Here is a 26,457-nt window from a genome sequence, read left to right on the forward strand (position 1 = left end):
GGGTACTGTGCGGGATCGCCGGAAGCCCGCAAGCTGGAAAGGTGTCGTCTGTGCGTACCAGATCAGGATCGCGCGCCCCGGTGGCGCTCGCGCTCGTCGCGGCGCTGACCCTCGGCGCGGCCGGCTGCGTCCCGCTTGAGCAGGAGCCGGTCACTCCGCCGACCGGCGGCGGCAACATCAACCAGATGCTCGCGGAGCTGACCGTCGCCGAGGCGGGCTCGATGCGCGGGTACAGCCGCAACCGTTTCCCGCACTGGCGCAAGACCGGCCAGAACTGCGACGTGCGCGACACCGTGCTGGAACGTGACGGCAAGGCCATCGAGCACTCGGGCTGCAACGTGGTCGGTGGTAGGTGGGAGAGCGTCTACGACGGCCGCACCTTCACCGACCCCTCCGACGTGGACATCGACCACATGGTGCCGCTCGCCAACGCCTGGCGCTCCGGTGCCGACGAATGGGACGACTCGAAGCGCGGAGACTTCGCCAACGACCTCGACCGCCCGCAGCTCTTCGCGGTTTCCGCCTCGTCGAACCGGGCAAAGGGTGACCAGGACCCGTCCCAGTGGAAGCCGTCAAACCGGTCATACTGGTGCCAATATGCCGGGGACTGGGTGGCGGTGAAGCACCACTGGCGGCTGACGGTGACGAGCGCCGAGCAGGCCGAGCTGGCCGACATGTTGGAGGGCTGCACATGGGAGAGCAAGCCGTAACCGGCGCCGACGGTGCGCCGGCGCCCGAGCGTACGCCGGACCCGGGCGGCGAGGACGCGGCGGCGGCGACCGGCAGTCCCGGCCCGGCCACGGCCGGCATGACCGCGGACGGTGCCCCCGCGGGTGCGGTGGAGGTGCCGGGCGCCGGGATGACCGCCGACGCCGGCGGTGCCACCGGCCCGCGGAGCCGCACCGCCGACATCGTGCCGGGACCGGGCGGCGTGATGACCGACGAGGTCGGTGTGGTGACCGGCGAACTGACCCTGCGCACCGACTTCGCCGACGGGCGGGTCAGCCTGCACGTGCAGTACAAGGACGCCGACGAGTGGTACGCGGTCACCGGCGGCAGCGCACCGCTGCCCGACGCCGCCGGGCTGGACGCGGTGCACGACATCGCCGTCGGCCTGCTGCACCGGCCCGAAGGCTGATCGCGGCACGATGACGGCTCGGCGGACCGGCGACACGCAGTGTCAGGCGGGCCCCTTCGGACGCTCTCGGTCAGCAGGGGCCCGCCGGCACAAACAACTACACGAAGGAGCCGGGTTCGGTGGGGGCGGAGACGACCGAAGGCTCCTCGCCCTCGCCCGCCGGCCGCGTGATCTGCACGCTGACCTTGTGTGGACGCAGTTCCCCGCTGGCGATCTGCTCGGCCCAGTGGCAGGCCACCCGGCTGCCGCCGATCTCCCGCAGTTGGGGCCGCTCGTCGGCGCAGCGGGTCGGCTGCGCCCACGGGCACCGGGTGTGGAAGCGGCAGCCCGACGGCGGGTTGGCCGGTGACGGCAGATCGCCGGCGATGAGGATCCGCTCCCGGCGATCCTCGACGTCCGGGTCGGGCACCGGCACCGCCGACATCAGCGCCCGGGTGTACGGGTGCAGTGGTTCGGTGTAGAGCCGGTCACTCGGCGCCTCCTCGACCAGGGCGCCCAGATACATCACCCCGACGGTGTCGGAGATGTGCCGGACCACCGCCAGGTCGTGCGCGATCACCAGGTAGGTCAGACCGAGGTTGTCCTGGAGTTCGTCGAGGAGGTTGACCACCTGGGCCTGGATCGACACGTCGAGGGCGGAGACCGGCTCGTCGGCGACGATGAGTTCCGGCCCCAGCACCAGCGCCCGGGCGATGCCGATGCGTTGCCGCTGGCCACCGGAGAACTCGTGCGGATAGCGGGAGAGCGCCCAGCGGGGCAGCCCGACCTGGTCCAGCGTCTCAGCGATGATCTTGCGACGACCGTCCCGGTCACCACCGATGCCGTGCGCCTGTAGCCCCTCGGTGAGGATGGACTCGACGTTCTGCCGGGGATCGAGGCTGGACATCGGGTCCTGGAAGATCATCTGCATCCGGCGACGCATCGCGCGCAGCTTGTTCGGCGCCAGCGTGGTCAGCTCGACCCCGTCGAAGCTCACCTCGCCGGCGGTCGGCGGGGTGAGCTGGAGCAGCGCCCGCCCGAGCGTCGACTTTCCGCAGCCCGACTCGCCGACCAGACCGTACGTGCTGCCCCGCGCGATGCGCAGGTCGACGCCGTCGACCGCCTTGACATGGCCGACCGTACGGTCGAACAGCACCCCCCGCTTGATCGGGAAGTGCACCTTCAGGTCCCGTACCTCGACCAGGGTGTCCGGTCCGGTCACGGCGTCTCCTCCTCGCTGGGGGCGGCGGCCAGGCCCGGCACGGCCGGTGGTTCGTCCGGCACCGCCTGCGCGGGCACCGAACCCGGGGTCGCCTGCCCCGGTACCGCCGCCCGAACCTCGCCGCCGGGCGTCAGACCCGGCAGCGGGGCCGGGTTGACACACCGGTAGCTGCGACCGTCGTGGGTCAGCACCAGTTCCGGTGGCTCGCCGACGCAGGCATCCACCCGGCGGTCGCAGCGCGGGGCGAAGGCGCAGCCGTCCGGCCAGGGCAGCAGATCCCGCACCGAGCCCGGAATCGGGTTCAGCCGCTCACCGCGTCCCGCGTCCAGGCGCGGCACCGAGCCGAGCAGCCCCACGGTGTACGGGTGCCGAGGCTGACGGAACAGCGGACGCCGCCGCGCCGTCTCCACCACCCGCCCGCCGTAGAGCACGTTGATCGTGTCGCACATCCCGGCCACCACACCCAGGTCGTGCGTGATCATCACCAGCGCGGTGCCGGAGTCCCGGACCAGGTCCTTCAGCAGTTCCAGGATCTGCGCCTGGATGGTGACGTCCAGGGCGGTCGTCGGCTCGTCGGCGATGAGCAGCCGGGGCTGGCAGGCCACCGCCATCGCGATCAGGGCGCGCTGGCGCATCCCGCCGGAGAGCTGGTGGGGATACTCCTTCAGCCGCCGCTTCGGGTCGGGGATGCCGACCCGGTCCAGCAGCTGCGCCGCCTCCTTCGCCGCCGCTTCCCCCCTCATCCCACGGTGCCGGGTCAGCACCTCGGTCACCTGGATGCCGATCGGCACCACCGGGTTCAGCGAGGACAGCGGATCCTGGAAGATCATCGCGACGTCCCGACCCCGGATGTCCCGCCGCGACCGGTCGTCGAGCTGGAGCAGGTCGGTGCCGTCGAAGACGGCCTTGCCGGACACCCGGAGGCCGGGCTGCCTGGGCAGCAGGCCCATGATCGCCAGTGAGGTGACCGACTTGCCGCAACCGGATTCACCGACCAGGCCGACCACCTCGCCCGCGTCCACGGAGAAGGACACCCCGTCCACGGCCCGTACGGTCCGCTGGCCGCGCCGGGCGAAGCTGACGGAAAGATCTTCGACATCAAGCAGTGCCATGCCGCACCGCCCTTTCGTTCACAGCCACGGAGGTCACGTGCGCGTTTCTCATGCTCGGCACGCCTACTTCCGCAGCTTCGGGTCGAGGGCCTCACGCATCGACTCACCGAGCAGGGTGAATCCCAGCGCGGTGATGATGATGGCGACCGCCGGGTAGATGGCCAGCTCGGGCCGGACGCCCAGTTGATCCTGCGCGTCGGCGAGCATGACGCCCCACTCCGGGGTTGCCGAATCGGGGTTGCCGAGCCCGAGGAAGGACAGTGCCGCCGCTTCGATGATCGCGGTGGCCAGGGTCAGCGTCGCCTGGACGATGACCGGGGCGAGCGAGTTGGGCAGCACATGGGCCAGGGCGATCTTCGACTTGCGTACCCCGAGCGAGGTGGCGGCCAGCACGTAGTCGCTGTTGGACTGGGCGATCATCGAGCCGCGCAGCAGCCGGGCGAAGACCGGCACGGACACCATGCCGACCGCGATCATGACCGTGGTCAGGCTCGGCCCGAGCAGTGCGGCGATGCTGACCGCCAGCAGCAGGCTCGGCAGCGCCAGCAGCATGTCGATGAACCGCATCAGGGTGCTGTCGACCCAACGGCCCCAGCGCCCGCCGAGGCCGGCGGCGGCACCCGCGACACCGCCGATCAGCACGCCGACGGCGAGACCGATCAGGGTCGCCACCACGCCGACCAGCAGGGTCTGCCGGGCCCCGACGATCATGCGGCTGAAGACGTCCCGACCCTGGTGGTCGTAACCGAACCAGTGCTCGCTGGAGGCTCCAGGGATGACCCCCGGTTTGATGACGCCCTCCCGGATGCCCATCGTGTCCGTCGGCCCGTACGGCACCAGGAACGGACCGATCAGCGCGACCAGGACGAAGACGGTGAGGATGACCGCGCCGATGATGGCGGCCGGGTTGCGCCGCAGCCGGCGGAAGGCGTCCTGCCAGAGGCTCACCCCCCGCTCCTCGTCGCGGGCGGCCAGTTCGGCGAGTCGGTCGATCTTCTCTCGCTTCTTGCCACCGATTGTCGTCATCGGACCCTCACCCTCGGGTCGATCAGGCTGTAGGAGAGGTCCACTATCAGGTTCACCAGCACGTACACCACCGCGATGATCATGATGAAGCCCATCAGGACCGGGTAGTCGCGCTGGTCGATGGAGTCGGCGAGGAAGGCGCCGATCCCGCTGAAGGCGAAGACCGTCTCGGTCAGCACCGCGCCGGAGAGCAGGCCACCGGTGAGCAGACCGATCGAGGTCACCACCGGCAGCATGGCGTTGCGCAGCACGTGCCGGCGGCGGACCACGTTCTCGGTGAGGCCCTTGGCCTCGGCGGTACGCACGAAGTCCTCGTTGAGCACCTCGAGCACGCTGGCCCGGGTGATCCGGACGATGATCGCCAGCGGGATGCTGGCCAGGGCGAGCGCCGGCAGCACGAGATGCATGAGCGCGTCGGCAGCCGCGTCCCATTCCCGGGTCATCAGCCCGTCGAGGACGAAGAAGTTGGTGATCCGGGTGGCGCCGATCGTCGGGTCCTGCCGGCCGCTGGACGGGAACCAACCGAGGTTCTCCGAGAAGATCGCCTTGAGGATGTACGCCAGGAAGAAGACCGGGATGCAGATGCCGATCAGCGACCCGCCGACGGAGGCGTGATCGAGGAACCGACCACGACGACGGGCAGCCAGGTAACCCAGCGGGATGCCGATGCCGACCGCGATCACCATCGCGGCGATGGTCAGCTCGACGGTGCCGGGGAATCGTTGCAGGAACTCCGTCGTCACCTCGCGCTTGGTCGAGATGGACGTACCCAGGTCGAGGCGGATCATCCGACGGACGAACCGGCCGTACTGGATCAGGATCGGCTCGTCGAGACCGAGATTGCGGCGGATCGCGGCACGCATCTCGGGGGTGCCCCGCTCGCCGAGAATGGCGGTCTCGGGGCCTCCGGGCAGTCGCCGGAGCCAGATGAACAGCAGGATGGAGAGCCCGAACAGCGTGGGTATCAACTGAAGCAGGCGTCTGACGATGAACCGGAACACGGCGGCCTCGGAAGGGGGCAAGGGATCACGGGCGGGCGCTGTGGGTCACAGCGCCCGCCCGTGGTCGGTGCGTCAGATCAGGACTTGAACTCCGCGGTGGCGAACCGCTCGTCGGTGAGCGGGCTCGCCTTGACCCCGGTCACGTCCTTGCCGAACACGATCGCCGGCGGCGAGTGCGAGATCGGCACACCGGGCAGGAAGTTCATGATGTCGGCGTTCAACTCCTTGTAGAGCGCCACCTTGGCCGCCTGGTCCGCGGTGGTGTCGGCCTGCCGGAACTTGTCGAACAGGGCCTTGTTGTTGAAGCCCCACTCGTCCTTCTGCCGGTCGAAGAACGTGCCGATGAAGTTGTAGCCGTCACCGTAGTCGCCGGTCCAGCCGAGGAAGTGCAGGTCGTGCTCGCTGCCCGAGGTGGTGGCGTTGAGGTAGTCCGGGCTCCACTTCAGCGGGATCGGCTCGATCTTGATGCCGGCCGCCTGGAGGTCCGCCGAGACCAGCTCGAACAGGTCCTTCGGGTTCGGCATGTAGGGCCGGGTGACCTCGGTCGGGTAGTGGAACCGCAGGGTCAGGTCCGACGCGCCGGCCTCGGCCAGCAGCGACTTCGCCTTCTCGACGTCGTACTCGTACTTGGTGACGTCGCCGTTCCAGCCCTCGACCGTGTCGGGGAAGAAGTTCACCGCGACCTGAGCACCCGGGGGCAGCTTCGAGTCGACCAGCGCCTGCCGGTTGATGGCGTGGGCGAGCGCTTGCCGGACCTTCAGGTCCGCCAGCTTCGGGTTCCCCTTCTGGTTGATGGCCAGGTAGAGGATGTTGAAGGCCGGGCGGGTCAGGAGGTTGAAGCCCTCGTCCTTGAGCGGCTGGACATCGGCCGGGCCGACCAGGTCGTAGCCCTGGATGTCGCCGGCGCGCAGCGCCTGCTTGCGGGCGTTCTCATCCGAGATGGTCTTGAAGATCAGGCTCTTGAGCTTGGCCTTGTCGCCCCAGTAGTCCTCGTTCCGCTCCAGGGTCAGCGTCTTGTTCGCGATGTCCCAGGTCTTGAACTTGAACGGACCGGTACCGGTCGGATGCGCGGTCGCGTAGGCCGGGTACTTGATGTCGTCCGCGCTGCCCGAGACGTTGCTGGCGTCGTACTCCTGGAGCGCCTTCGGGCTGTGCATGGAGAAGGACGGCAGCATCAGGGCGGCCGGGATCTTGCTGGAGACCCGGCTGAAGGTCAGCGCGACCGTGGTGGGGTCGGTGGCGGAGCAGGACTTGAAGAGGCTCTCACCGAGAGTGTCGTCCTCGTTGGCGGCGAAGCCACCCATGACGTCCTGCCAGTACGCGGTCACGTCCGGGCTCTGCATCAGGCCCTTGGCGTTGTACCAGCGGTCGAAGTTGACGCACACGGCCTCGGCGTTGAAGTCGGTGCCGTCGTGGAACTTCACGCCGGAACGCAACTTGAACGTCCAGGTCGTACCGGCGGCGTCCGGCTCCCACGACTCGGCGAGGCCGGGGCTGACCTTGGTGCCACCCTCCTCCGGGCGGACCAGCGTCTCGAACACCTGGCGGGCCACGCGCAGCGACTCACCGTCACTGGCGAAGCTGGGGTCGAGCACCTTCGGGTCTCCGGCGACGCCGAAAACCAGGGTGTCCTTGCTACTACCGCTGGAACCTTCGCGGTCGCTCTCGGCACAGCCTGCTACCGCGAGGGCCGCGGCCGCCACGGCCGCGATAGCGACCTTCGGCCTGGATGCACGCATGGTGCTTCACCTCGTCCTTGGGGGTACGGACAACGTGGTGACAGGGTCACCGATGGCCGTGACCTTAGCTCCCGTTCGGACCGGCGGGAAATGGCTGCCGAAGCGGTTGGTACCGGATCGTGTCTTAATCGCTGAGACGGCCACGAAAGGCCAGCACAGACGACCAGCAAAGAGACTTTTTGTCCGGTTTGAGTGATGCGGATTTGTTACATCGACTGTCGACCGGCCGGCCCACATGTTAGAAACCACAGTGGATGCGAAACGTCCTCAGACGGCGCGACGGCCCTCGAACGCCCGACCCAGGGTGATCTCGTCGGCGTACTCCAGGTCGCCGCCGACCGGTAGCCCGCTGGCCAGCCGGGTCACCGCGATCCCCATCGGCTTCACCATCAGCGCGAGGTAGGTGGCGGTCGCCTCGCCCTCGGTGTTCGGGTCGGTGGCCAGGATCAACTCCCGCACCTCACCGCCGCCGAGACGGGTCATCAGCTCGCGGATGCGCAGATTGTCCGGCCCGATGCCCTCCAGCGGATTGATCGCACCGCCGAGCACGTGGTACCGGCCGCGGAACTCACCCGTCCGCTCGATCGCCACCACGTCCTTCGGCTCCTCGACCACGCAGATCACCTCGCCGGTGCGGCGCGGGTCGCGGCAGATCCGGCACGTGTCGGACTCGGCCACGTTGTAGCAGCCGGTGCAGAACCGCACCAGCTCCTTGACCTTGCGCAGCGCGCCGGCCAGCCGGTTGACGTCCGCCGGGTCGGCGGACAGCACGTGGAAGGCGATCCGCTGGGCGCTCTTGGGCCCAACGCCCGGCAGCCGGCCCAGCTCGTCGATCAGATCCTGGATCGCGCCCTCGTACATCTGTGGGCTCAGAACCCGGGCAGGCCGAGGCCGCCCATCCCGCCCGCGACCGGGCCCATCTTCTGCTCGGTCAGCTCGCGGGCCGCCTCGCTGGCGTTGTGCAGCGCGGCGACGACGAGATCCTCAAGGGTCTCCACGTCGTCCGGGTCGACGGCCTTCGGGTCGATCTTGATGCTCTTGACCTCGCCGGAGCCGGCGACGACCGCGGTCACCAGGCCACCGCCGGCGGTACCGGTCACCTCGGCCTCGGCCAGCTCAGCCTGCGCCTTGGCGATCTGCTGCTGCATCTTCTGCGCCTGCTTCAGCATCTGCTGCATGTTCGGCTGTCCACCAGGCCGCACGATGACTCCCTCGACTCGCCTTTTCTGCCGCCGCCCACCCTAACGCCACCCACCGACCCACCCCGCGCGCCGCACCCCTGTCCCCTGGTGCCGGTTGGATCATGGGCGCCGGCCGCGCACTCAGTCGTTGATTTTCTCGACGCCGCCGAAGGTCTCCCGGAGCAGGCGTACGGCCTGTTCCTCGCTCGACTCGCGGGCGGTCTTCTCGTCGACGATCTCGTCGAGTGGCTCGTCGCCCGGGTCGAAGCCCTCGTAGGCGGGGGTGGCGGGCGGTTGAGCAGCGCTGGGACGACCCGCGCCACCACGCAACGGGCCGTCGAAATCCGGGTCGTACGGCGGCTCGCCGGCGAACTCCGCGTCCGCGGTCTGCCGGCCCCCCTTGGCGGTACGCGTCCCCCGCCCGGCCGCTGCCGCCCGAGCCGCCGCGATCGCGCTGCTCACCGGGGCGCCACCGGAGCTGCCACCGCCGTGGGGCGCTCCCGCCTGGCGCGGCGCGGCACCGGGCCCACCGTTCGCCCGAGCCCCACCCGAACCGGCGGTTGTCGCCGCTGCAGCCGACCCGGCGGTCGCCCGCGCGGCACCCGGCACCCCGCTCGCGCCGGTCCGGCCCGAGCCGACGGATGTCCGCGCCCCGTCCGGCCCAGTGCCGCCCGGGACTACGGCCGTCCGCCCTCCACCCGACCCGCTTGCAGCCGGCCCGACATCGGCGGCTGCCCGGCCGGACGCGACCTGCGTCCCCGTGCCCTCCGAACCAGCGACCGCTGAGCCGTCACCCGCGTCACGGCTCGACGGGGCACCCGGGTCCGCCGAGGCAGCCGCCCGAGGGTCGCCCGACGGGTCCGCCGCCGCGTCTACCGACCCACCGCCGGGACGGGCCGCCTCCGGCCAGTCGTCGTCGGCGGCTGACGGGGCGCTGCCACCTGGGCGGGCCGGCTCGGGCCAGTCGTCGCCGTCCTCAGCCGTGGTGGCAGCCGGATCATCCGACCGCTGCGCGCCGCCGGAGCGGCCTTGGTCGGCCCGGCCCGCCGGCACCTGCGGACTGGCGTCGACCGGCGCCGGGGCCGGGCCGGGGGCGGATGGGCCGCGGTGCGGACCGGGCGACACCCCGCCCCGCTCGCCCGCCACCTCGCAGCGGATCTGCCAGCGCCCGCCCAACTCCTCGTAGAGCGCGTCGGTGAGCACCTGCGCGTGGTCGGACATCATCCGGGCCAGCACCGCCGACTTCACGGTCAGCACGAGAGTGTTCCCGTCGAGGTCACGGACGACCGCGTCGCGCATCAACGCGGCGATCCGCTTGTTGCTCCGGTTGACCTTGCCGACCACCTCCGGCCAGACCCGGCGCACCGCGACCGCGTCCAGGACGCCGGGGCTCACCGCGCCGGGACGGGGCGGCTCCGGGGTCGCCGGATCGGGCATGACGGCCGACGCCGGCACGGGTCGCCGGGGCGTGGCCGCGCCGTTCGGCACACCGTCCTGAGTGCCACCCGGCCCCGCCGGACGGCCGTCACCGGGTCCGCCGGCCGGAGCGGCGCCGGTCCCGTTGGTGCCTGCCCGGTGACCCGCGTCGGCCCGACCTTCCGCTGCGGTACCGCCCGCCCCCGGGCCGGCGGCCGAGGTCGCTGCGGCACGACCGGCGTTCTCGGCACCGCCGTCAGAACCAGCCGGGATCGCGCCACCATGACCGGCGTGCCGAGTCGTGCCGTCCGGACCGGCCGACGACCCGTCGCCACCAGCGGAGTACGGACGGCCGCTGCCGCGCCCGGCCGACGAGGACGCGCTGTCGCCGCCGATCGCTGAGGTGGCGCTGTCGTGGCCGGCTGGCGAGGTGGCGGTAGCCGGCGCGGCAGCGCCGGTCCCGGCCCGGTTCGCGGCGGCAGCCGCGGGCGCGGCGGGAGGCTGGGTGCGTACCGCCGGGGTGTTGGTGGCGGGCGGCGGCGCGTCGGTGCCGGCGAGGGTGAGCCGGCGCTCCATCCGCTCGAGGCGTTGGAGCAGGCCACGGGTGGAGTCGTCGACGCCGGGCAGCAGCATCCGGGCGCAGATCAGTTCGAGCAGCAGCCGGGGGGCGGTGGTGCCGCGCATCTCCACCAAGCCGTCGTGCACGATGTCGGCGCAGCGGGACAGGGTGCCCGGCCCGAGCTGCTGGGCCTGAGCGGCCATCCGCTCGATCTGGTCGTCCGGCCCGTCGATGAGACCCTTGGCCACCGCGTCGGGCACCTGCTGGAGCACGATCAGGTCGCGGAGCCGTTCCAGCAGGTCGGCGGCGAACCGGCGCGGGTCGTGCCCGGCCTCGGCGACCCGGTCGACGGTGGCGTACGCGGCGGCACCGTCCCCGGCGGCGAGGGCGTCGCACATCTCGTCGATCAGCGCCGCGTCGGTCACCCCGAGCAGCGCGGCGGCCCGGGCGTAGCTCACCCCGTCGGGACCGGCACCGGCGATGAGCTGGTCGAGTACGGAGAGACTGTCCCGGGCGCTGCCGCCACCGGCGCGCACCACGAGCGGGAACACCGCCGGCTCGACCTGCACCCCCTCGGCCTCACAGAGCTGCTCAAGATAGGGCCGGAGCACCTTCGGCGGGATCAGCCGGAACGGGTAGTGGTGGGTCCGCGACTTGATGGTGCCGAGGACCTTCTCCGGCTCGGTGGTGGCGAAGATGAACTTGACGTACTCCGGCGGCTCCTCGACCAGCTTGAGCAGGGCGTTGAAGCCGGCCGACGAGACCATGTGCGCCTCGTCGATGACATAGATCTTGAAGCGGCTGTTGGCCGGCGCGAAGAACGCCTTCTCCCGCAGCTCACGGGCGTCGTCCACGCCACCGTGGCTGGCCGCGTCGATCTCGATGACGTCGATCGAACCGGCCCCGTCACCGGCCAGCGAGCGACAGGAGTCACAGGTGCCGCAGGGCTCCGGGGTGGGCCCGTGCTCGCAGTTGAGCGAGCGGGCCAGGATGCGGGCGCTGGAGGTCTTGCCGCAGCCGCGCGGGCCGGAGAAGAGGTACGCGTGGTTGAGCCGCCCGCTGCGCAGCGCCTGCGACAACGGCTCGGTGACGTGCTCCTGCCCGATGACCTCGGCGAAGGTACGCGGCCGGTACTTGCGGTAGAGCGCCAGTGCCACGGCGTCCCGCCTCCTCTCGACCGAGCCATTCTGCGCCGCCCCCGCCCGCCTGACCACCCACCCCGCCGGGTCGCCCCGGCCGGTCCGGCAGGCCGCACCGCTGGATGATCCACTCTCGCTGCGATGGGTCGCACGGGTGGGTGATCCACTCCGGTTGCGGCATCTCGCGGCCTCCGGCGGCCGGGAAGCCCCCAGATGCCGCAATCGGGGAACGCCGGGGAGTGCCAGAGACAGAAAGGCCTCCCGTGCACCCGGCAGAGCTCGCTTATCCTTGCTGCCTTCCGGCCCTGGGGAGGTTCACGAGATACCGCCGCACGGGAGGTAGGCCCAGCCTACCCGACCGACCGTGGATCTTCAGGGGGTGGTGGGGTGGGAAGCGCGGCGCGGACCTGTATCCTGGCTCGCGGAGGATTCGCCTAGAGGCCTAGGGCGCACGCTTGGAAAGCGTGTTGGGTTAACACCCTCACGAGTTCGAATCTCGTATCCTCCGCTCACCTGAGCAGGAAGAACGACAGGGCCGGTCCCCGCAGGGACCGGCCCTGAGTCGTGTCCACGGTCGCTCTCGTCTCAGTTGCCCTGATCCGGCCGATCTGGCGGCGGTCCGCCGCCGGTTTCCCGGGCCGGCGTCTTCGCCGGCCAGGGCGATGATGTGTGTCGTGATTCCCCCTCTGGCGTCAGGTGCGGTTCTCCGCTCGCCGAGGCAGCTTCCAGTCCGGGCGTGGGAAGTGACAGGTGTAGCCGCCGGGGTGCTTCTCCAGGTAGTCCTGGTGCTCCGGCTCGGCCTCCCAGAAGGGGCCGGCCGGGCTCACTTCGGTGACCACCTTTCCGGGCCACAGACCGGAAGCGTCGACGTCGGCGATGGTGTCCTCGGCTTCCCTCCGCTGCTCGTCGTCGCAGTAGAAGATGGCCGACCGGTAGCTCACTCCGACGTCGTTGCCCTGCCGGTTCTTCGTCGTCGGATCGTGGATCTGGAAGAAGAACTCGAGCAGGTCGCGGTAGGACAGTTGGGCCGGGTCGTAGGTGATCTCGATCGCCTCCGCGTGCGTGCCGTGGTTGAGGTACGTCGCGTTCGGCACGTCTCCGCCGGTGTAGCCGACGCGGGTGTCGAGCACGCCGGGCCGCTTGCGGATGAGATCCTGCATCCCCCAGAAGCAACCGCCGGCCAGGATCGCCTTCTGCGTCGTCATCGCTTTCCTCCTGCGTTGAAGAGACCTAGGGACCGAAGGTGAGGACGACGTAGTCGCCCTCGCTGCGCCAGTCGCCGGCCAGCGTGTAGCTGCCCGGCACGCCCCGGTCGGTGCCGAGGTAGGTCTCGGGCGTGATGCCGAGGTAGGAGGGCTCGCCAGTGGCGGCGAACTCCGTCGCCTCACCGCTGCCCGGCGGCAGCCGGATACCCGGTGTCCGTGCCCCGAGAAGCCGGCGGATCTCCGATTCCACCCGTTCGTAGGCACCCTCGCCAACCCACCTGTCGACGAGTCGCCCGTCCACGTCGAAGAGGTACTTCGCCGGCCACGCGTCGTTACGCAGGGCACGCCAGAACGCGTACGCGTTGTCCATCGCGACGGCCCAGATGTCGATCAGGACCACCCGACCGCGGAGATCGTCGGGGGTCAGCGGCGGCGAGTTCACCCACCGATCGACGGTGATCGGAGGGAGCCGCTCGGTCACGCCGATGGTCATGCGGGCATCTCCACCGCCGTAGCGCCGACGATGGCCCGGTCGCCGTCGTTCTGGACGTAGCCGACCACCACGGCTCGGCGGGGGTCGAGTTCCGCAGGCACGTCGAGTTCCACCCGTCCGTCGGTCAGGTTCAGATTCGCCGCCGCGAAGGCACGGACGACGCCGTCCTGTCGGAGTCGCCGCCCGGCGTTCTCCCCCCGGGGCACGTCGTTCTCCAGGCCGTCCTCCACGACCGCCACATTCACCATGCCCAACGCGGGTGGCCGATCCACCTGGTAGTCCACCGCCACCCGACGTCCACCATCGCTGTTCGCCACTGACAGCGTCACCGACGTGACGGGCGCCGCCGCCAGGGCGGAGGTGATCGCCGACGACGCGGCCTGCTGGTTGGAGCCGACGAACTCGACGCTGCCGTTGACCACCATCTGCGGCGTGTACAACCCCCCGGAACCGAAGGCACGCGCGTAGTCCTCCTGGCGGCGGGTGTGCGCCGGATCACCGTACGGGTCGGCCCAGCCCAGGTGGTCCCAGTAGTCGACGTGGAAGCCGAGGGTGAACACGCGCTGTCCCCGCTCCCGGGCGGTGCGTTCGATCTCGGAAAGCACCTCCTCGGCCGGTGGGCAGCTGTCGCAGCCCTGGGAGGTGAACATCTCCACGACGGCGAATCCGCCGTCCACCGCTGCGGAACGCGATGGGTCCGCCATGGCGTGCGTCCTCTCGGTCCGGTCCCTTGACAGCGCTGCCTTCCCGCCGAGCCCGCGTTCATGTCCGGCCCGCTAAGCGCCCGTACGCCAGTCGAGGACAGCTCAGACGTAACGGTGGATGTCACCTGTCGCAGGTGAACCGCTCGGTCGGAGCAACGACGAGGCCGGCAGGCGGACATCAGTCGATCCGCAGCACCAGGGCGACGACCACTGCGGAGGCGATGACGGCCAGCAGGATCCGCGCCATCCGCAGGCCTCGCCACCACGGCAGCACCCACAGCAACAGCCAGAGCGCGGCGAAGGACAGGACGTGCCCGGCCACGATGCCGAGGACGCGTTCCTCGCATCCGTTGACGGCCCGCACCGGGTCGCACACCGACGGGTACGCCTGGCCGTCGTCGGCCAGCAACGCCGTGCAGCAGGCCACCAGAGGGGCCCCCGCGAGCGTGAACAGCGGCGTCAGGACGTAACTAGTCAGATCACGGTGGCGGTCCAACCGGCCGTGGCGCTGCGGCGCGATGCTTTCCGCCTCCGACATGGCGAGAACGATAGAGCGACAGGCGGTGATGCGTTGCCCCACGGCCGGAAGAACACGGGCCACTATGAACGGTTGACGTTATATACCGGCAGCCGTACTATCGGCCCAATGCAGGAACCCACCTTTCTGATCCTCACCGCGCTGGCGGCGCAGCCGTTGCACGGCTACGGGGTGATCCGGGCGGTCGACGAGCTGTCGGCGGGCGAGGTCAAGCTACGGCCGGGCACCCTCTACGGTGCGCTGGACCGGCTGGCCGAGCAGGGCCTGGTCACCGTCGACCGGGAAGAGGCCGTCGAGGGCCGCCTGCGCCGCTACTACCGGCTCAGCGACGCCGGAGCCGCCGCGTTGCAGGCACAGGTCGAGCGGCTGCGCCGGCACGCCACTGCGGCCGAGGTCCAGTTGGGCAAGCGCCTGGGCGGCGCGCTGAGCTTCGGCTTGGCACGTGCCCCGATCGCAGGCGAGGTGACCGGATGACCGCCGCCTGGCCGGCACCCGACCCCAACACCGCCGCATGGTCGGCCGACGAGATCGCGGCCGGTCCGGTCGACGATCTCAACGTCACCGACTCCGACACCCCCGACTGGCCAACCGCCGACAACCGCCTGGAGCGTGGGTACCGCAGGCTGCTGCTCGCCTACCCACGTCGGCACCGGCGGCGGCACGGCACCGAGGTGGTGACCACGCTGCTGGAGATGGCGGCCCCAGGTCAACGCCGTCCCCGGCTCGGTGAAGCCCTGCATCTGATCGTCAGCGGCCTGCGACTGCGGTTCCGGCTGCCCGCCGGTCGTCCCCTCATGGCGGTCGCGGCGCTGCTCACCGCGCTGACCGTGGGTGGCTTCGGCGCGGCCGCCGGCTCGTGGCTGGGCGCCCGGACCTTCGCCGACCTGCCCGACGAGGCCGGCATGGCCAGACTCACCCAGCAAGCCGGCGGAGACGACCCCATCTACTTCCTGTACTCGTCGTCATCGTGGACCGCTGACACGGCCCATTCGTCCAGTCAGGCCGACGGCACCTGGGATGCCGACCAGGTCCGGGAGCGGTTTGCCGCCGATGGCTGGTCGGTATCCGGCTTCACCCCGATCACCGGCATGTCGGGCACCGTCGACGGCAGTGGCTCGCCCGTGGAGGTTCCGCTGCACGGCAAGCGTTTCACCGCCGAGTCCAGCGGCCTGATCGTCAACGTGACGGGCTGGAACCCGGCGGAGAACAGCGCCGTCGACCTTCCCAGTCACGTCTCGTTCTACGCGATGCCGAAGCAGACCACGGTGCTCCTGCCGCTTGTCGTCGTCGGCACCGCCGTCGGGCTGCTCGCCGGCTGGTTGCTTGCGGCAGCCGGCGCGTACCGGATGACGGCAGCACCGCCCGGACGCCGCCACGCCGCCGCGGCGCTCTGTGGCGCGGCCCTGGTGGCGCTGGCGCTGCCGGCTGTCGCGCTCTACGGCAACGTGATGCGGGTGTTCCGGGATGGGAACGCCAAAGATGGCCCGCCGCTGACCGTGCACAGTGCGTTCACGCCCGGTGAGTACTACCCCTTCGGCCCGCAGTGGCTGGTGCTCGGGCTCACCGTCGCCGGGCTCGTGGTCGCCGTCGCCGCGACCCTCGCCGCCCGCCCGGCTGAGCAACCGCCACAGCCCACCGTCGTCCCAGGCTGAGCGCGACAAACGGGGGCAGGGGCCGCTCCGACCGGGAGCGGCCCCTGATCGCGCCGGGCCCGTCCCGGTCCGGCTCCCGCGACGGTACGCGGACAGCCTCCTCATCCCCGCCCACGTGCCCAGGACACGAAGCGGTCGAACAGCCCGACCGCCGACGAGGTGTTACCGAGCTGCGCGCTCGCCTGGGCGTACAGCGTCGCGAGGTGCACCAGCAACGCGACCCGATCGTCCCGGTACTGACCGAGCAGCCGGAGCTTCGCCGCGCCGCACGGCCACCCGGCACCGCAGTCCCGGCAACGCCAGGTCGGGCGGGACGGTGCGTGTTCCGGACGACGACGACTCATCGGCGCACCGCCCCGGACGGTTGGCCCACGTCGGACGGTCGGCTTACCTCGGACGGCTGACCCACCTCGGACGATTGGCCCGGCCCGGCGCGCCGGTGCGGAGAACGGTCCCCGCACCGGATCAGGCCGGCCGGCATCAGGAACAGCTCGCGGCGCTCGACCGCGTCGCCCCGGGCGTCGAGCTGGTAGCACTCGATCCAGGTCCAGCCGTCATAGGTGCTCCGGTCGGTGCGATGCCGGATGACCCGGACCGTGATCGGGCGGACGAACTGCGGTGACGCCGCGCGGGTCAGCACGAGAAGCTCCCCCGGCGTGATCGACCCGACGCACTCACCCGGCGCGGACGGCGGCACCGATGCTGCACGGGCCACCTCGCTCGGTCCGGCTGGTCGAGCTGCCTGCACAGGTCACCTCGCTCTTGGGGGTGGCGGCGGCCCGGGAACTCTTCGCGGCCGGCGTCCGGCTGTTCGAACTGTCCGCACTGGTCACCTCGCTCCGTCCAGCGGTCGAACTGCCTGCACAGGTCACCCGGCGCGCGTCTCGGGGCGGGCTGAGTCGTCTGCGCTCTCAGCTCGACAGGCGGCGCAGATGCAGGTACCGCCCCCCGCGCCGGCACGGTGACGCCGCAAGGCCCGCACCGGCCCATGCCGCGAGGTCCGCACCCCGCTCACCCGGCACCATCGCCGAGCAGTGGTGGATGGGGGCCGCCGTGGTTGCTCGCCCGGCGGCGGCCCCCCGATGTCACGACCGCCGGGTCAAGGGGGATGAACCTCCACCGGCCGCGCCATCGACACCCCCAACTTGCCGCAGGTAACGGGACAACTACATGGCGTGTGGGTATGGTCGGCGGATATTCGAGACGTCCGATGGGAGGCGGCCATGAACGACGCGCTGCGGGTGGCGCTGCGGGACACCGGGCACACGATCGAGTCGCTCGCGGAACGCGTCGGCGTCGACCCGAAGACGGTAAGCCGGTGGCTGCTCGAAGATCGGATCCCGCATGCCCGGCACCGACTCACGGCGGCAGACGCGCTGCAGAAGAATGTCTCGGACATTTGGCCGGACATTTCGCGACGTCGGGCGCTGGTCTGGTTCCGACCCTGGCAGGAGATCGAGCGCGAGGCGACCACGCTGCGATCCTTCGAGTCCATGGTCGTGCCAGGCCTGCTCCAGACCGAGGCGTACGCCCGCGCGGTGCTCGCCGGCGGCGGGCTCATCCCGCGCAGTGAGGTGGCACGGTTGGTCGACCACCGGATGTCCCGCCAGTTGATCCTGCACCGCGAGGAGCCGCCGCTGCTCACCGCCGTGCTTGACGAGGCGGTGCTGCGCCGGCCGGTCGGCGGCCCGGCCGTGATGCGCGAGCAACTGCTGGCGCTCGCCGAGGCGTCCACCCGGCCGCACATCCGGTTACATGTGGTGCCGTCCACAGTGGGCGAATACGCTGGGGTGAACGGCCCGTTCGTGCTGGCGACCGCGCCCGATCATCGCATCGCCGGCTACCTGGACAACCAGTTGCAGGGGCAGGTGGTCAGCGAGCAGGCCGAGATCGCGGCGATACTTGCCGCGTGGGAGAACGTGCGCGGTGAGACACTCTCGCACTGGCAGTCGGTCGACCTGATCAGGGAGGTGGCGCAGTCATGGCAGTGAACGACACCCCGGAGCTGTCCGGCGCCCGGTGGCAGAAGAGCAGCCGCAGCAGCGGCAACGGCGGCAACTGCGTCGAGGTCGCCCAGAACCTGCCCGACGTGGTCGGCGTCCGCGACTCGAAGGACCCGACCGGCCCGGCGCTGCTGTTCAGCCCGGCCGCGTGGCGGGCCTTCGTCGCCACCGTCGACAAGACCTGACCACCGTCGTACACATGTTCTATCCACAGGTTGTGGACGCCGGGTGAGTTACCAGCTCAGCGCGGTCGTCTCGGACGCCGAGCTGCTGCGCGAGGAGACCCGCGAGCTGGATCATGCCGTGCTCGGCGAGCTGCGGCAGGACTTCGCGTTGCTGCCGGTCACGCCGCAGCTCGTGCTGGAGCTGACCGGCACGCCGCCGGACTACCGCACCGTCGAGCCCGGCCCGGAGCAACCGTTCGAGCTGGTCCTCTCCCCCGCGCTGACCGAGGTCCTGGCCCGCTGGTCGGTGCGCGGACCGCTGGCGTACGTCGAGGCGGAGTTCGCCGGTGGGGCCGGGCACCAGGCCGCGGCGGTCTGGCTGGGCGGCGGCCTCGCCTGGGGGCCGCGCTTCGACGCGGCGCTCGACGGCCCACGCCCGGAGTGGCCGATCAACGCGGCGCTGATCGAGCTGGGCGTGGAGCCGGGCCGGTGGATCGACCCCTTCGCTGAGCTGGGGTTACACGTCGAGCGGAGCACCGAGGGGTGGCTCGCGCACGGACGGCGAGGGCTCAGCGCCGACTACTGGGACGAATTGGCCGACGAATGGGAGGCTCGGCAATAACCTCAGCGCCCCCGTCACGTTGGGGACTGGGGGATTCTGATGAAATTGCGACAATTCGGCTTCATCGCCGCACTACTTCTGGCTGCCTCGGCATCGGGTAGCGGAGCCATGCCACCGGACAGCATCGCCGTCCGCGAGCCCGTCGCGTCGGTGAGCGTCGTCGATCTCGACGGAGTGGCCGATGTGGACTTCGGTGACTCGGAGAGCGAGCTGACCCGGCGCGGCATCCTGCGTACCGACGTCGACGCCTGCGGCCCGACGCTGGCCGGGTACGACGAGATCAGCCCGATCTTCATCGAGGATCGGCTGGTGCTGCTCTGGGCCGGCGACCCGGTCCGCACCCCGGAGGGCATCACGGCCGGCTCACCCGTCGCCGAGGTCCGGGCGAGCTACCCGACCGTACGCGAACTGCGCGCTCCACAGGGGACGTACCGCTTCGACGGCCTGCTCGCCCGCGACGGCGACCGCGCCTACCTGTTCCTGCACGACGGCCAGACGGTGCGGAAGATCATTGTCGGCTACGCCACCTGGGCCCATCGCCTCTTCGTCGAGGGCCACGCCCCCTGCTGACGAGATCTTGGTACGAACCTGCCCTCCGAGGGGCGCGTCCGTACCAAGATCTCGTCGCGGGTGCTCAGTAGTAGAGGCCGCCGGACTGGGGGGTGGCGAGGCGGCGGCCGTACCACTTGGGCCACACGAAGTCGGTACGCATGCTCAGGCCGCTCCAGGTGGTGGACTGCGGGACGAGGCCGCCGGAGCCGCCGTGGAACAGCGCGACCGACCCGGACCCGAACCCGGCAGGGTCGCCGGAGACCTCTTCGCCGGGCGACGTCACCACCGCGTCCAGCGGGCCGGTGCCGTTGAGATTGAGGATCGCCACCGCGCCGCCGAACCGGTCAGCCCGCTCCGCACCGCCCGGCACGACCGCGTGGTCCTGGTCGAAGCCCTGCGCACCGGTGCCGGTCAGCCCCGAGGCCGAACCCTTCAACAGCGCGACGGTGCCTGCCTCGGCCTTCGTACCGATCGCCTCACCTGGCGCACCCACCAGCACGTCCGCCCGGCCGTCGCCGGTCACGTCGCCCACCGCGAGCGCCGCGCCGAACAGGTCACCGGCCTCCGCCGAGCCCGGCACCCCGGCCGTACGCTGCGAGAAGAGCTTCACCGAGCCGCTGGAGAGCCCGGTCGAGTTACCGGGGAAGACGGCGACCATGCCCTCGTTGCCGGTCGGGCTCTGCGCGAACGGCGCACCGGCGATCACCTCGCCCGACCCGTCGCCGTTGACGTCGCCGACCGCGAGGGCCATGCCCAGATCCCACACGTAGCTGTCACTGCGGCCGGTCGCCGCGCGCAGCGCCGCTCCGGTGACCGACGTGGCCCCGCTGAGCTTTACCCCGCTCGCCGAACCCCACATCAGCGTGAGCATGCCGCTGCCCGTCGGCGAGCTGCTCTGGTTCTCCTGCGGCGCGCCGATGACCAGGTCGGCGTAGCTGTTGCTGTTGACCTTTCCGATCGCCAGGGTCCACCCGAAGTGGTCACCGCGTTCGGCCGAGCCGGGCACCGCCGCCTGGTCCTGGTGCAACTGCTGCGCACCGGTCCCGCTGAGGCCACCGACACCGCCGTACAGCACGGTCACCGCACCGGCCTCCTTGATGCTGCCGATCGCCTCGCCGTACGCCCCGATCGCCAGGTCGTCCCGGCCGTCGCCGTTGAGATCCCCGGCGGCCAGCGCCGAACCGAACCAGTCCTCCTGCTCCGAGTCACCCGGCACACCGGGCGAACTCTGGCTGAAATGCTTCGCCGACCCGATCGCCAGGCCGGTGCTGCTGCCCGGGACCACCCACACTCCGCCGGCGTGCACCTTCGCGGTGGGGTCGTACTCGGCCAGGTCACCCATTGCCAGGTCGTCGTAGCCGTCCCCGTTGAAGTCCCCGGCGGCGAGAACCTCACCGAAGCGCACCTCGCCGCCGCCCGCCGAGATCAAGCTCGTGTAGTAGTCGACGTGCGGTGCCGACGAGTAACGCACCACGACCAGGCCGGCCGGCGACTCAGGCCGGGTGTACTCGAACGGGTCGGCGGAGGCCGCGATGTCGTCGACACCGTCACCGTCGAAGTCGGACCGGGTCTGCCCGCTGCCCGTGACCGGGGTATACGCCTTCGCCACCCGGTGCACCTGAAGGGTGACCTCCTCCCGGGTCACCGACAAGACCTCGGCCGCCGCCGCCCCGGCCGGCACACCCACCGCCAGGCTGGCCGCCACCGCCACTACCGACACTCCGGCAACTCTGCGCCGCATGGAAAACCCCGTTCTTCTGTGGTGTGTGATTGAGCTCGGCGCACTAATAGTGGGGGCCGCCGCTCTGTGGTCCCGCGATCCGAATGCCGTAGCGCAGGGGGCTGACCCGGTCCGTACGCATCGACAGGCCGCTCCACGAGCCGGCCTGCGGGACCAGCCCGGCGGCGGAGCCGTGGAACCTTGAGATCGTGCCGGAGGGGTACGCGGCCTGGTCGCCCGCGACCTCCTCCCCTACTGACGCCACGACCGCGTCCAGCGGGCCGGTGCCGTTGAGATTGAGGATCGCGACCGAGTTGCCGAACAGGTCGTCCGGTTCCGCACCACCGGGAACGACCGAATGGTCCTGGTCGAAGCCCTGCGCCCCGGTGCCGGTCAGCCCGGAGGCGGAGCCCTTCAGCAGGGCGAAGGTGCCCGCCCTCTTCTTGGTGCCGATCGCCTCACCGGGCGCACCGACCAGCACGTCCGCTCGGCCGTCGCCGGTCACGTCACCGACCGCGAGCGCACCGCCGAACCGGTCGTCCTGCTCCGGCGATCCCGGCACCCCAGCCGTAGCCTGGTTAATGATCTTTGCCGCGTCACGGGACAGGCCGCCGCTGCGGCCGGTGAAGACGGCGATGAGACCTCCGTAGGTGGCCGGCGTCTGTGCGCCGGGCGCGCCGGCGATCACCTCGCCGAGCCCGTCGCCGTTGACATCGCCGATGGCGAGCGTCTCACCGAGGTACCACGCGATCGTTCGCTCGTTTCCCGTCTTCGGATGGACCGCCGCCCCGGTGACCGAGGTGGCGCCGCTGAGCTTCACCCCGCTGGCTGACCCCCGCATCAGGGTGACCATGCCGCTGCCAAACCACGTCTGGCCGTCGTTCTCCCGTGGCGCGCCGATGACCAGGTCGGCGTAGGTGTCGTTGTCGACCTTCCCAATCGCCAGAGTCCAACCGAAGTAGTCACCGCGTTCGGCCGAGCCGGGCACCGCCGCCTGGTCCTGGTGCAACTGCTGCGCACCCTTGGTGGTGAGGCCACCAATGCCGCCGTACAGGACGGTGACCGCGCCAGCGTCCTGGACGCTTCCGATCGACTCCCGGTACGCGCCAATCGCCAGGTCGTCACGCCCATCGCCGTTGATGTCACCGGCCGCGAGCGTCGCCCCGAACCAGTCGTAGTCTTCCGCCCCGCCGGGCACTCCGGGAGAACTCTGGTTGAAGTGCTGCGCCGAATCGACCACCAAGCCGGTACGGCTGCCAGGGATGACCCAGACGCCACCAGCACGGGTCTTGTTGCCGGGGTCCACCTCGTCCATGTCGCCGATCGCCAGGTCGTCGAACCCGTCGCCGTTGAAGTCACCGGCCACCAGCGCGATGCCGAAGCAACTGCCGCAGCCGCCGTCGGGCGGAAGTACCCCCGCGAAGTAGTCGACCTGCGGCGCGGACGAGTAGCGCACCACCACCAACCCGGTCGGGTGGAGCGGCAGGCCGGATTGACCTGGGTTGCTGGTGGCGGCCACGTCGTCGACGCCGTCACCGTCGAAATCCGACCGGGTGGGACCGGTCCCCTGCATCGGCGCGTTCACCTTCGCCACCCGGTGATACTGCAGTACGACGTCCTCCCGGGTGATGGTGCGAGTCTCGTCCACCGCCTGCGCTGGAGCACCCACCGCCAGGCCGGCCGCCACCGCCAGCACCGACACTCCGGCAATTCTCCGCCGCATGGAAAGACCCCGTTCTCCTGTACGTGCTGCTCGTCTGTGATCTGGGGGCGGGTGCGCTCAGTAGAGATAGCCGCCGCTCTGCGGGCCGGCGATCCGCATTCCGTACCGTCGCGGCCAGAGCCGATCGGTACGCAGCGACAGCCCGCTCCAGGAACCGGCCTGGGCGACCAACCCGGTCGAGGAGCCGTGGAACCTGGAGATGGTGCCCGACGGGTATCCGGCCACGTCGCCCGCAACCTCCTCCCCACTCGACGCGACGACCGCGTCCAGCGGGCCGGTGCCGTTGAGGTTGAGGATCGCCACCGAGCTACCGAACAGGTCGCCGCGCTCCGCACCACCGGGGACGATCGAATGGTCCTGGTCGAAGCCCTGCGCCCCGGTGCCGGTCAGCCCGGACGCGGAGCCCTTCAGCAGTGCGAAGGTGCCCGCCCCGGCCTTCGTGCCGATCGCCTCGCCCGGCGCACCCACCAGCACGTCCGCCCGGCCGTCGCCGGTCACGTCACCGACCGCGAGCGTCCCGCCGAAGTTGTCCTCCTGCTCCGGTGATCCCGGCACTCCCGCCGTACGCTGGCTGATGATCTTCGCGGCGTCGCGGGACAGGCCACCGCTGCGGCCGGTGAAGACGGCGATGAGGCCCGCATTGATGGCCGGCGTCTGGGCGCCCGGCGCACCTGCGATCACCTCGCCGAGTCCGTCGCCGTCGACGTCGCCGACCGCCAGCGTCTCGCCGAGATACCAGGCGACGGTGTTCTCGTCGCCGGTCTTCGGGTAGACCGCCGCCCCGGTGACCGAGGTGGCCCCGCTGAGCTTCACTCCGCTGGCCGACCCCCACATCAGGGTCACCATGCCGGTGCCTTCCCAGGACTGGCGGTCGTTCTCATGTGGCGCACCGATGACCAGGTCGGCGTACCTGTCGTTGTTGACCCTCCCGATGGCGAGGGTCCGGCCGAAGTGGTCTTCGCGTTCGGCGGAACCCGGCACCGCCGCCTGGTCCTGGTGCAGCTGCTGGGCACCGACGGTGGTCACGCCACCAACGCTGCCGTAGAGGACGGTGACCGCGCCCGCGTCCTCGACGCTGCCGATCGCCTCCCGGAACGCGCCGACCGCCAGGTCGTCGCGGCCGTCACCGTTGATGTCGCCGGCCGCGAGCGCCGACCCGAACGAGTCGAGCTCCTCGGCGCCACCCGGGACCCCAGCGGAACTCTGGTTGACGTGCTGCACCGAGTCGACCACCAGGCCGGTGCGGCTGCCCGGGATGACCCAGACCCCGCCGGCCCGGGTCTTGTTGCCGGGGTCCACCTCGTCCATGTCGCCGATCGCCAGGTCGTCGTAGCCGTCGCCGTTGAAGTCGCCGGCCACCAACGCCAGACCGAAACAGTGACAGCCACCGTCGGGCGGCAGCACCCCGGCGAAGTAGTCGACCTGCGGCGCGGACGAGTAGCGCACCACCACCACGCCGGTCGGATAGTGCGGCAGGTTGTAGTCGCCCGGGTCACCCGTGACGGCGATGTCGTCGACACCGTCACCGTCGAAGTCCGAACGGGTGGCACCCGTCCCCGTCACCGCGGTGGTGGTCTTCGCCACCCGGTGGTACTGAAGGGTGACGCCTTCCCGATCAAGGGTCCGGAACTCGTCCGCCGCCTGCGCTGGGGCGCTCACCGCCATGCCGGCCGCCACCGCCAGCGCCGACACTCCGGCAACTCTCCGCCGCATCGCGATCCTCACCATCCTGGGGCCGCACCTGTTACCCATGCACCAGGTTCCAGCCGTATTCCTGAACGACAATGCGGTCGGTGTTCAGCGACCTCCCGCTCCACGAACCCGACTGCGGGACCAGCCCGCCGGAAGCCCCGTGGAACCGGGACAATGTCCCGGACCCGTACCCCACCGAATCTCCGGTCACTTCCTCGTCGGGCGATCCCACCACGGCGTCCAGCGGGCCGGTGCCGTTGAGGTTCAGGATCGCCACCGAGGCGCCGAACCGGTCGTTGCGTTCCGCCGCACCCGGAACCACCGAGTGGTTCTGGTCGAACCCCTGCGCGCCGCTGGCGGTCAGCCCCGACTTGCTTCCCTTGAGCAGCGCGATCGTGCCCGCCTCGGCCTTCGTACCGATCGCCTCGCCCGGCGCACCGATCAGCACGTCGGCCCGGCCGTCGCCGGTCACGTCACCCACCGCGAGCGTTTCGCCGAACCGGTCCTCGTCCTCCTGCGTGCCTGGCACGCCCGGCGTGGCCTGCGTGAACACCTTCACGGCGCTGCCGGAGAGACCACCGGTGCGGCGGCCGGTGAAGACCGCCACCAGACCCGCGTTGATGTTCGGCTCCGGGCCCTGGGCACTCGGTGCTCCGGCGACAACCTCGCCCAGCCCGTCTCCGTTGACATCACCGACCGCGAGCGACCTGCCGAGATACCAGGCCACGGTGAACCGATGGCCGGTCGCGTGGTGGATCGCGGCGCCGGTGACCGAGGTGGCGCCGCTGAGCTTCACGCCGCTTGCCGATCCCCACATCAGGGTGACCATCCCGCTGCCGGACGCGCCCGACCCGTCGTTCTCGTTGGGCGCGCCGATGACCAGGTCGGCGTACTTGTTGTTGTTGACCTTCCCGATCGCCAGAGACCGCCCGAAGAGGTCCCGATGTTCCGACGTGCCGGGCACCGCGGCCTGGTTCTGATGCAGTTGCTGGGCACCGCTGGCGGTCAGGCCGTCGATCCCGCCGTAGAGGACGGTGACCGCACCCGCCTCCACCACACTGCCGATCGACTCCTTGTAGGCACCGACGGCCAGATCGTCACGTCCGTCACCATTAATGTCGCCTGCGGCCAGCGCATCGCCGAACCCGTCGTAGTCCTCCGAATCGCCGGGCACACCCGGCGATCCTTGGGTGAATCGCCTGGTCGAGTCGACCACCAGGCCGGTACGGCTGCCCGGGATGATCCAGACGGCGCCACCGGGGGCCTTGTTGCTCAAGTCGACCTCGACGTCGGCACCGATCGCCAAGTCGTCGAACCCGTCACCGTTGAAGTCACCGGCCGCCAGTTCGTTGCCGAAGCCGGATCCAAGGCCGATCGTCGTCGTGCCGGTCAGGTAGTCGATGTGCGGCGCGGACGAATAACGCACCACGACCGCACCGGACGTGTGGTGGGGCAGCACACTGTTGCCGCCGGCGTCGAAATTTGCCGCGATGTCGTCGACACCGTCCCCGTCGAAGTCGGACCGGGTCGCACCCGTCCCCTTCATCGGGGTGACCGCCTTCGCCACCCGCTGCTGCTGCATCACGACACCGTCGCGGGTGATGGTCCGGAACTCGCTGGCCGCCTGCGCCGGTGCGGTCACCGCCAGCCCGGCCAACACCGTCAGAACACTGAAACCGGCAAGCTTCCGCCGCATCGAAAGACCTCACATCCCCGTAGTCGCTCCCACATCCTAGGGATACGTAGATCAAAAACCATGTCCGGTCGGCCAGACACGACGACCCGCATGGGCGGAAACCGGCAAGCACGCGCGTCGGAGAAAGCGGAACGCCCGGCGCGGTCCTGACGGACCGACCGGGCGTTCTCGCTGCTGAGAG

General features: G+C 70.6%; 26 protein-coding genes, 1 tRNA gene and 1 other RNA gene. 9 read left to right on the top strand and 19 right to left on the bottom strand.

Features of this window, described 5'->3' with window-relative positions; translation table 11 throughout:
* Positions 1-50 precede the first annotated feature (50 nt).
* Positions 51-710, top strand: a complete 660-nt coding sequence (locus O7597_RS09315) for an HNH endonuclease family protein (protein WP_164450038.1) — start codon at positions 51-53, stop codon at positions 708-710.
* A complete protein-coding gene (locus O7597_RS09320; RefSeq protein WP_269738617.1) occupies positions 692-1,138 on the top strand; it encodes a hypothetical protein in 447 nt (148 codons plus the stop codon). The genes O7597_RS09315 and O7597_RS09320 overlap by 19 nt, the downstream gene beginning before the upstream one ends.
* A 97-nt stretch (positions 1,139-1,235) precedes the next feature.
* Here O7597_RS09320 and O7597_RS09325 read toward each other — a convergent pair whose 3' ends face one another.
* The 9 genes from O7597_RS09325 to ffs form a co-directional block, all read right to left on the bottom strand.
* Positions 1,236-2,339 carry an oligopeptide/dipeptide ABC transporter ATP-binding protein gene (locus tag O7597_RS09325; RefSeq protein WP_281582468.1) on the bottom strand — a complete coding sequence of 368 codons (1,104 nt, stop codon included), beginning with the start codon at positions 2,337-2,339 and terminating at the stop codon, positions 1,236-1,238.
* Positions 2,336-3,451 (bottom strand): ABC transporter ATP-binding protein, encoded by a 1,116-nt coding sequence (locus O7597_RS09330; RefSeq protein WP_281582469.1) that lies wholly within the window; start codon positions 3,449-3,451, stop codon positions 2,336-2,338. The genes O7597_RS09325 and O7597_RS09330 overlap by 4 nt, the downstream gene beginning before the upstream one ends.
* Positions 3,452-3,514: 63 nt before the next feature.
* Positions 3,515-4,477: an ABC transporter permease gene (locus O7597_RS09335; RefSeq protein WP_269738620.1), complete on the bottom strand. Its 963-nt coding sequence runs from the start codon at positions 4,475-4,477 to the stop codon at positions 3,515-3,517.
* The gene (locus O7597_RS09340) at positions 4,474-5,478 is read right to left on the bottom strand and encodes an ABC transporter permease (RefSeq protein WP_281583223.1); all 1,005 of its coding nucleotides are present in this window, start codon (positions 5,476-5,478) and stop codon (positions 4,474-4,476) included. The genes O7597_RS09335 and O7597_RS09340 overlap by 4 nt, the downstream gene beginning before the upstream one ends.
* 77 nt (positions 5,479-5,555) lie before the next feature.
* Positions 5,556-7,217 (bottom strand): ABC transporter substrate-binding protein, encoded by a 1,662-nt coding sequence (locus O7597_RS09345; RefSeq protein ID WP_269738621.1) that lies wholly within the window; start codon positions 7,215-7,217, stop codon positions 5,556-5,558.
* Between the two features lie 267 nt (positions 7,218-7,484).
* Positions 7,485-8,078 (bottom strand): recombination mediator RecR, encoded by a 594-nt coding sequence (recR, locus tag O7597_RS09350; protein WP_269738622.1) that lies wholly within the window; start codon positions 8,076-8,078, stop codon positions 7,485-7,487.
* Positions 8,079-8,086: 8 nt separating this feature from the next.
* A complete protein-coding gene (locus tag O7597_RS09355; RefSeq protein ID WP_269738761.1) occupies positions 8,087-8,395 on the bottom strand; it encodes a YbaB/EbfC family nucleoid-associated protein in 309 nt (102 codons plus the stop codon).
* A 144-nt stretch (positions 8,396-8,539) separates the two neighbouring features.
* The gene (locus tag O7597_RS09360; RefSeq protein ID WP_281582470.1) at positions 8,540-11,530 is read right to left on the bottom strand and encodes a DNA polymerase III subunit gamma and tau; all 2,991 of its coding nucleotides are present in this window, start codon (positions 11,528-11,530) and stop codon (positions 8,540-8,542) included.
* Between the two features lie 234 nt (positions 11,531-11,764).
* Positions 11,765-11,854: signal recognition particle sRNA small type (ffs, locus tag O7597_RS09365), an RNA gene on the bottom strand.
* 81 nt (positions 11,855-11,935) lie between these two features.
* On the opposite strand from ffs, the gene O7597_RS09370 reads away from it, so the two are divergent.
* Positions 11,936-12,020 (top strand) — tRNA-Ser (locus O7597_RS09370).
* 184 nt (positions 12,021-12,204) lie between these two features.
* Here O7597_RS09370 and msrA read toward each other — a convergent pair.
* The 4 genes from msrA to O7597_RS09390 all read right to left on the bottom strand — a co-directional run bounded on the left by msrA (position 12,205) and on the right by O7597_RS09390 (position 14,452).
* A complete protein-coding gene (gene msrA / locus O7597_RS09375; RefSeq protein WP_281582471.1) occupies positions 12,205-12,717 on the bottom strand; it encodes a peptide-methionine (S)-S-oxide reductase MsrA in 513 nt (170 codons plus the stop codon).
* A gap of 25 nt (positions 12,718-12,742) precedes the next feature.
* On the bottom strand, positions 12,743-13,210 hold the full coding sequence (locus tag O7597_RS09380) for a hypothetical protein (RefSeq protein WP_281582472.1): 468 nt from the start codon (positions 13,208-13,210) through the stop codon (positions 12,743-12,745).
* On the bottom strand, positions 13,207-13,914 hold the full coding sequence (locus tag O7597_RS09385; RefSeq protein ID WP_281582473.1) for a DUF1223 domain-containing protein: 708 nt from the start codon (positions 13,912-13,914) through the stop codon (positions 13,207-13,209). The genes O7597_RS09380 and O7597_RS09385 overlap by 4 nt, the downstream gene beginning before the upstream one ends.
* A gap of 178 nt (positions 13,915-14,092) precedes the next feature.
* A complete protein-coding gene (locus O7597_RS09390; protein WP_281582474.1) occupies positions 14,093-14,452 on the bottom strand; it encodes a hypothetical protein in 360 nt (119 codons plus the stop codon).
* 108 nt (positions 14,453-14,560) lie between these two features.
* On the opposite strand from O7597_RS09390, the gene O7597_RS09395 reads away from it, so the two are divergent.
* On the top strand, positions 14,561-14,926 hold the full coding sequence (locus O7597_RS09395) for a PadR family transcriptional regulator (protein WP_281582475.1): 366 nt from the start codon (positions 14,561-14,563) through the stop codon (positions 14,924-14,926).
* Positions 14,923-16,104, top strand: coding sequence for a hypothetical protein (locus O7597_RS09400; protein ID WP_281582476.1), 1,182 nt, complete (start codon positions 14,923-14,925; stop codon positions 16,102-16,104). The genes O7597_RS09395 and O7597_RS09400 overlap by 4 nt, the downstream gene beginning before the upstream one ends.
* A 101-nt stretch (positions 16,105-16,205) precedes the next feature.
* Here the strand turns inward: O7597_RS09400 and O7597_RS09405 are convergent, their stop codons facing one another.
* Together O7597_RS09405 and O7597_RS09410 are read right to left on the bottom strand one after the other, a co-directional pair.
* Entirely contained in the window at positions 16,206-16,448 is a 243-nt protein-coding gene (locus tag O7597_RS09405) for a flavin reductase (protein WP_281582477.1), read from the bottom strand.
* On the bottom strand, positions 16,445-16,744 hold the full coding sequence (locus O7597_RS09410; RefSeq protein ID WP_348650793.1) for a hypothetical protein: 300 nt from the start codon (positions 16,742-16,744) through the stop codon (positions 16,445-16,447). Before O7597_RS09410 ends, O7597_RS09405 begins: the two co-directional genes overlap by 4 nt.
* A 583-nt stretch (positions 16,745-17,327) precedes the next feature.
* On the opposite strand from O7597_RS09410, the gene O7597_RS09415 reads away from it, so the two are divergent.
* The 4 genes from O7597_RS09415 to O7597_RS09430 are packed head-to-tail and all read left to right on the top strand — an operon-like array spanning position 17,328 to position 19,463.
* Complete coding sequence (locus O7597_RS09415; protein WP_269738631.1) at positions 17,328-18,095, top strand: helix-turn-helix transcriptional regulator; 768 nt, start codon at positions 17,328-17,330, stop codon at positions 18,093-18,095.
* Positions 18,086-18,292 carry a DUF397 domain-containing protein gene (locus O7597_RS09420; RefSeq protein WP_281582478.1) on the top strand — a complete coding sequence of 69 codons (207 nt, stop codon included), beginning with the start codon at positions 18,086-18,088 and terminating at the stop codon, positions 18,290-18,292. The genes O7597_RS09415 and O7597_RS09420 overlap by 10 nt, the downstream gene beginning before the upstream one ends.
* A gap of 43 nt (positions 18,293-18,335) precedes the next feature.
* A complete protein-coding gene (locus O7597_RS09425) occupies positions 18,336-18,893 on the top strand; it encodes a hypothetical protein (RefSeq protein WP_269738633.1) in 558 nt (185 codons plus the stop codon).
* A gap of 39 nt (positions 18,894-18,932) precedes the next feature.
* Complete coding sequence (locus O7597_RS09430) at positions 18,933-19,463, top strand: hypothetical protein (protein WP_269738634.1); 531 nt, start codon at positions 18,933-18,935, stop codon at positions 19,461-19,463.
* A 64-nt stretch (positions 19,464-19,527) separates the two neighbouring features.
* Here the strand turns inward: O7597_RS09430 and O7597_RS09435 are convergent, their stop codons facing one another.
* The 4 genes from O7597_RS09435 to O7597_RS09450 all read right to left on the bottom strand — a co-directional run bounded on the left by O7597_RS09435 (position 19,528) and on the right by O7597_RS09450 (position 26,276).
* Positions 19,528-21,165, bottom strand: coding sequence for an FG-GAP-like repeat-containing protein (locus O7597_RS09435; RefSeq protein ID WP_281582479.1), 1,638 nt, complete (start codon positions 21,163-21,165; stop codon positions 19,528-19,530).
* Between the two features lie 64 nt (positions 21,166-21,229).
* On the bottom strand, positions 21,230-22,888 hold the full coding sequence (locus tag O7597_RS09440; protein ID WP_281582480.1) for an FG-GAP-like repeat-containing protein: 1,659 nt from the start codon (positions 22,886-22,888) through the stop codon (positions 21,230-21,232).
* Positions 22,889-22,945: 57 nt separating this feature from the next.
* A complete protein-coding gene (locus O7597_RS09445) occupies positions 22,946-24,601 on the bottom strand; it encodes an FG-GAP-like repeat-containing protein (protein ID WP_281582481.1) in 1,656 nt (551 codons plus the stop codon).
* Between the two features lie 31 nt (positions 24,602-24,632).
* Complete coding sequence (locus tag O7597_RS09450; RefSeq protein ID WP_281582482.1) at positions 24,633-26,276, bottom strand: FG-GAP and VCBS repeat-containing protein; 1,644 nt, start codon at positions 26,274-26,276, stop codon at positions 24,633-24,635.
* Positions 26,277-26,457 lie beyond the last annotated feature (181 nt).

It is taken from the genome of Verrucosispora sp. WMMC514, assembly GCF_027497295.1.
Classification (GTDB): Bacteria; Actinomycetota; Actinomycetes; order Mycobacteriales; family Micromonosporaceae; genus Micromonospora; species Micromonospora palythoicola.

Coding starts and splice junctions, on each gene's coding strand:
- O7597_RS09320 (WP_269738617.1), top strand. CDS start 692: ATGGGAGAGCAAGCCGTAACCGGCGCCGACGGTGCGCCGGCGCCCGAG.
- O7597_RS09330 (WP_281582469.1), bottom strand. CDS start 3,451: ATGGCACTGCTTGATGTCGAAGATCTTTCCGTCAGCTTCGCCCGGCGC.
- O7597_RS09335 (WP_269738620.1), bottom strand. CDS start 4,477: ATGACGACAATCGGTGGCAAGAAGCGAGAGAAGATCGACCGACTCGCC.
- O7597_RS09345 (WP_269738621.1), bottom strand. CDS start 7,217: ATGCGTGCATCCAGGCCGAAGGTCGCTATCGCGGCCGTGGCGGCCGCG.
- recR (WP_269738622.1), bottom strand. CDS start 8,078: ATGTACGAGGGCGCGATCCAGGATCTGATCGACGAGCTGGGCCGGCTG.
- O7597_RS09355 (WP_269738761.1), bottom strand. CDS start 8,395: ATGCAGCAGATGCTGAAGCAGGCGCAGAAGATGCAGCAGCAGATCGCC.
- msrA (WP_281582471.1), bottom strand. CDS start 12,717: ATGACGACGCAGAAGGCGATCCTGGCCGGCGGTTGCTTCTGGGGGATG.
- O7597_RS09380 (WP_281582472.1), bottom strand. CDS start 13,210: ATGACCATCGGCGTGACCGAGCGGCTCCCTCCGATCACCGTCGATCGG.
- O7597_RS09385 (WP_281582473.1), bottom strand. CDS start 13,914: ATGGCGGACCCATCGCGTTCCGCAGCGGTGGACGGCGGATTCGCCGTC.
- O7597_RS09390 (WP_281582474.1), bottom strand. CDS start 14,452: ATGTCGGAGGCGGAAAGCATCGCGCCGCAGCGCCACGGCCGGTTGGAC.
- O7597_RS09395 (WP_281582475.1), top strand. CDS start 14,561: ATGCAGGAACCCACCTTTCTGATCCTCACCGCGCTGGCGGCGCAGCCG.
- O7597_RS09400 (WP_281582476.1), top strand. CDS start 14,923: ATGACCGCCGCCTGGCCGGCACCCGACCCCAACACCGCCGCATGGTCG.
- O7597_RS09405 (WP_281582477.1), bottom strand. CDS start 16,448: ATGAGTCGTCGTCGTCCGGAACACGCACCGTCCCGCCCGACCTGGCGT.
- O7597_RS09415 (WP_269738631.1), top strand. CDS start 17,328: ATGAACGACGCGCTGCGGGTGGCGCTGCGGGACACCGGGCACACGATC.
- O7597_RS09420 (WP_281582478.1), top strand. CDS start 18,086: ATGGCAGTGAACGACACCCCGGAGCTGTCCGGCGCCCGGTGGCAGAAG.
- O7597_RS09430 (WP_269738634.1), top strand. CDS start 18,933: ATGAAATTGCGACAATTCGGCTTCATCGCCGCACTACTTCTGGCTGCC.
- O7597_RS09440 (WP_281582480.1), bottom strand. CDS start 22,888: ATGCGGCGGAGAATTGCCGGAGTGTCGGTGCTGGCGGTGGCGGCCGGC.
- O7597_RS09445 (WP_281582481.1), bottom strand. CDS start 24,601: ATGCGGCGGAGAGTTGCCGGAGTGTCGGCGCTGGCGGTGGCGGCCGGC.
- O7597_RS09450 (WP_281582482.1), bottom strand. CDS start 26,276: ATGCGGCGGAAGCTTGCCGGTTTCAGTGTTCTGACGGTGTTGGCCGGG.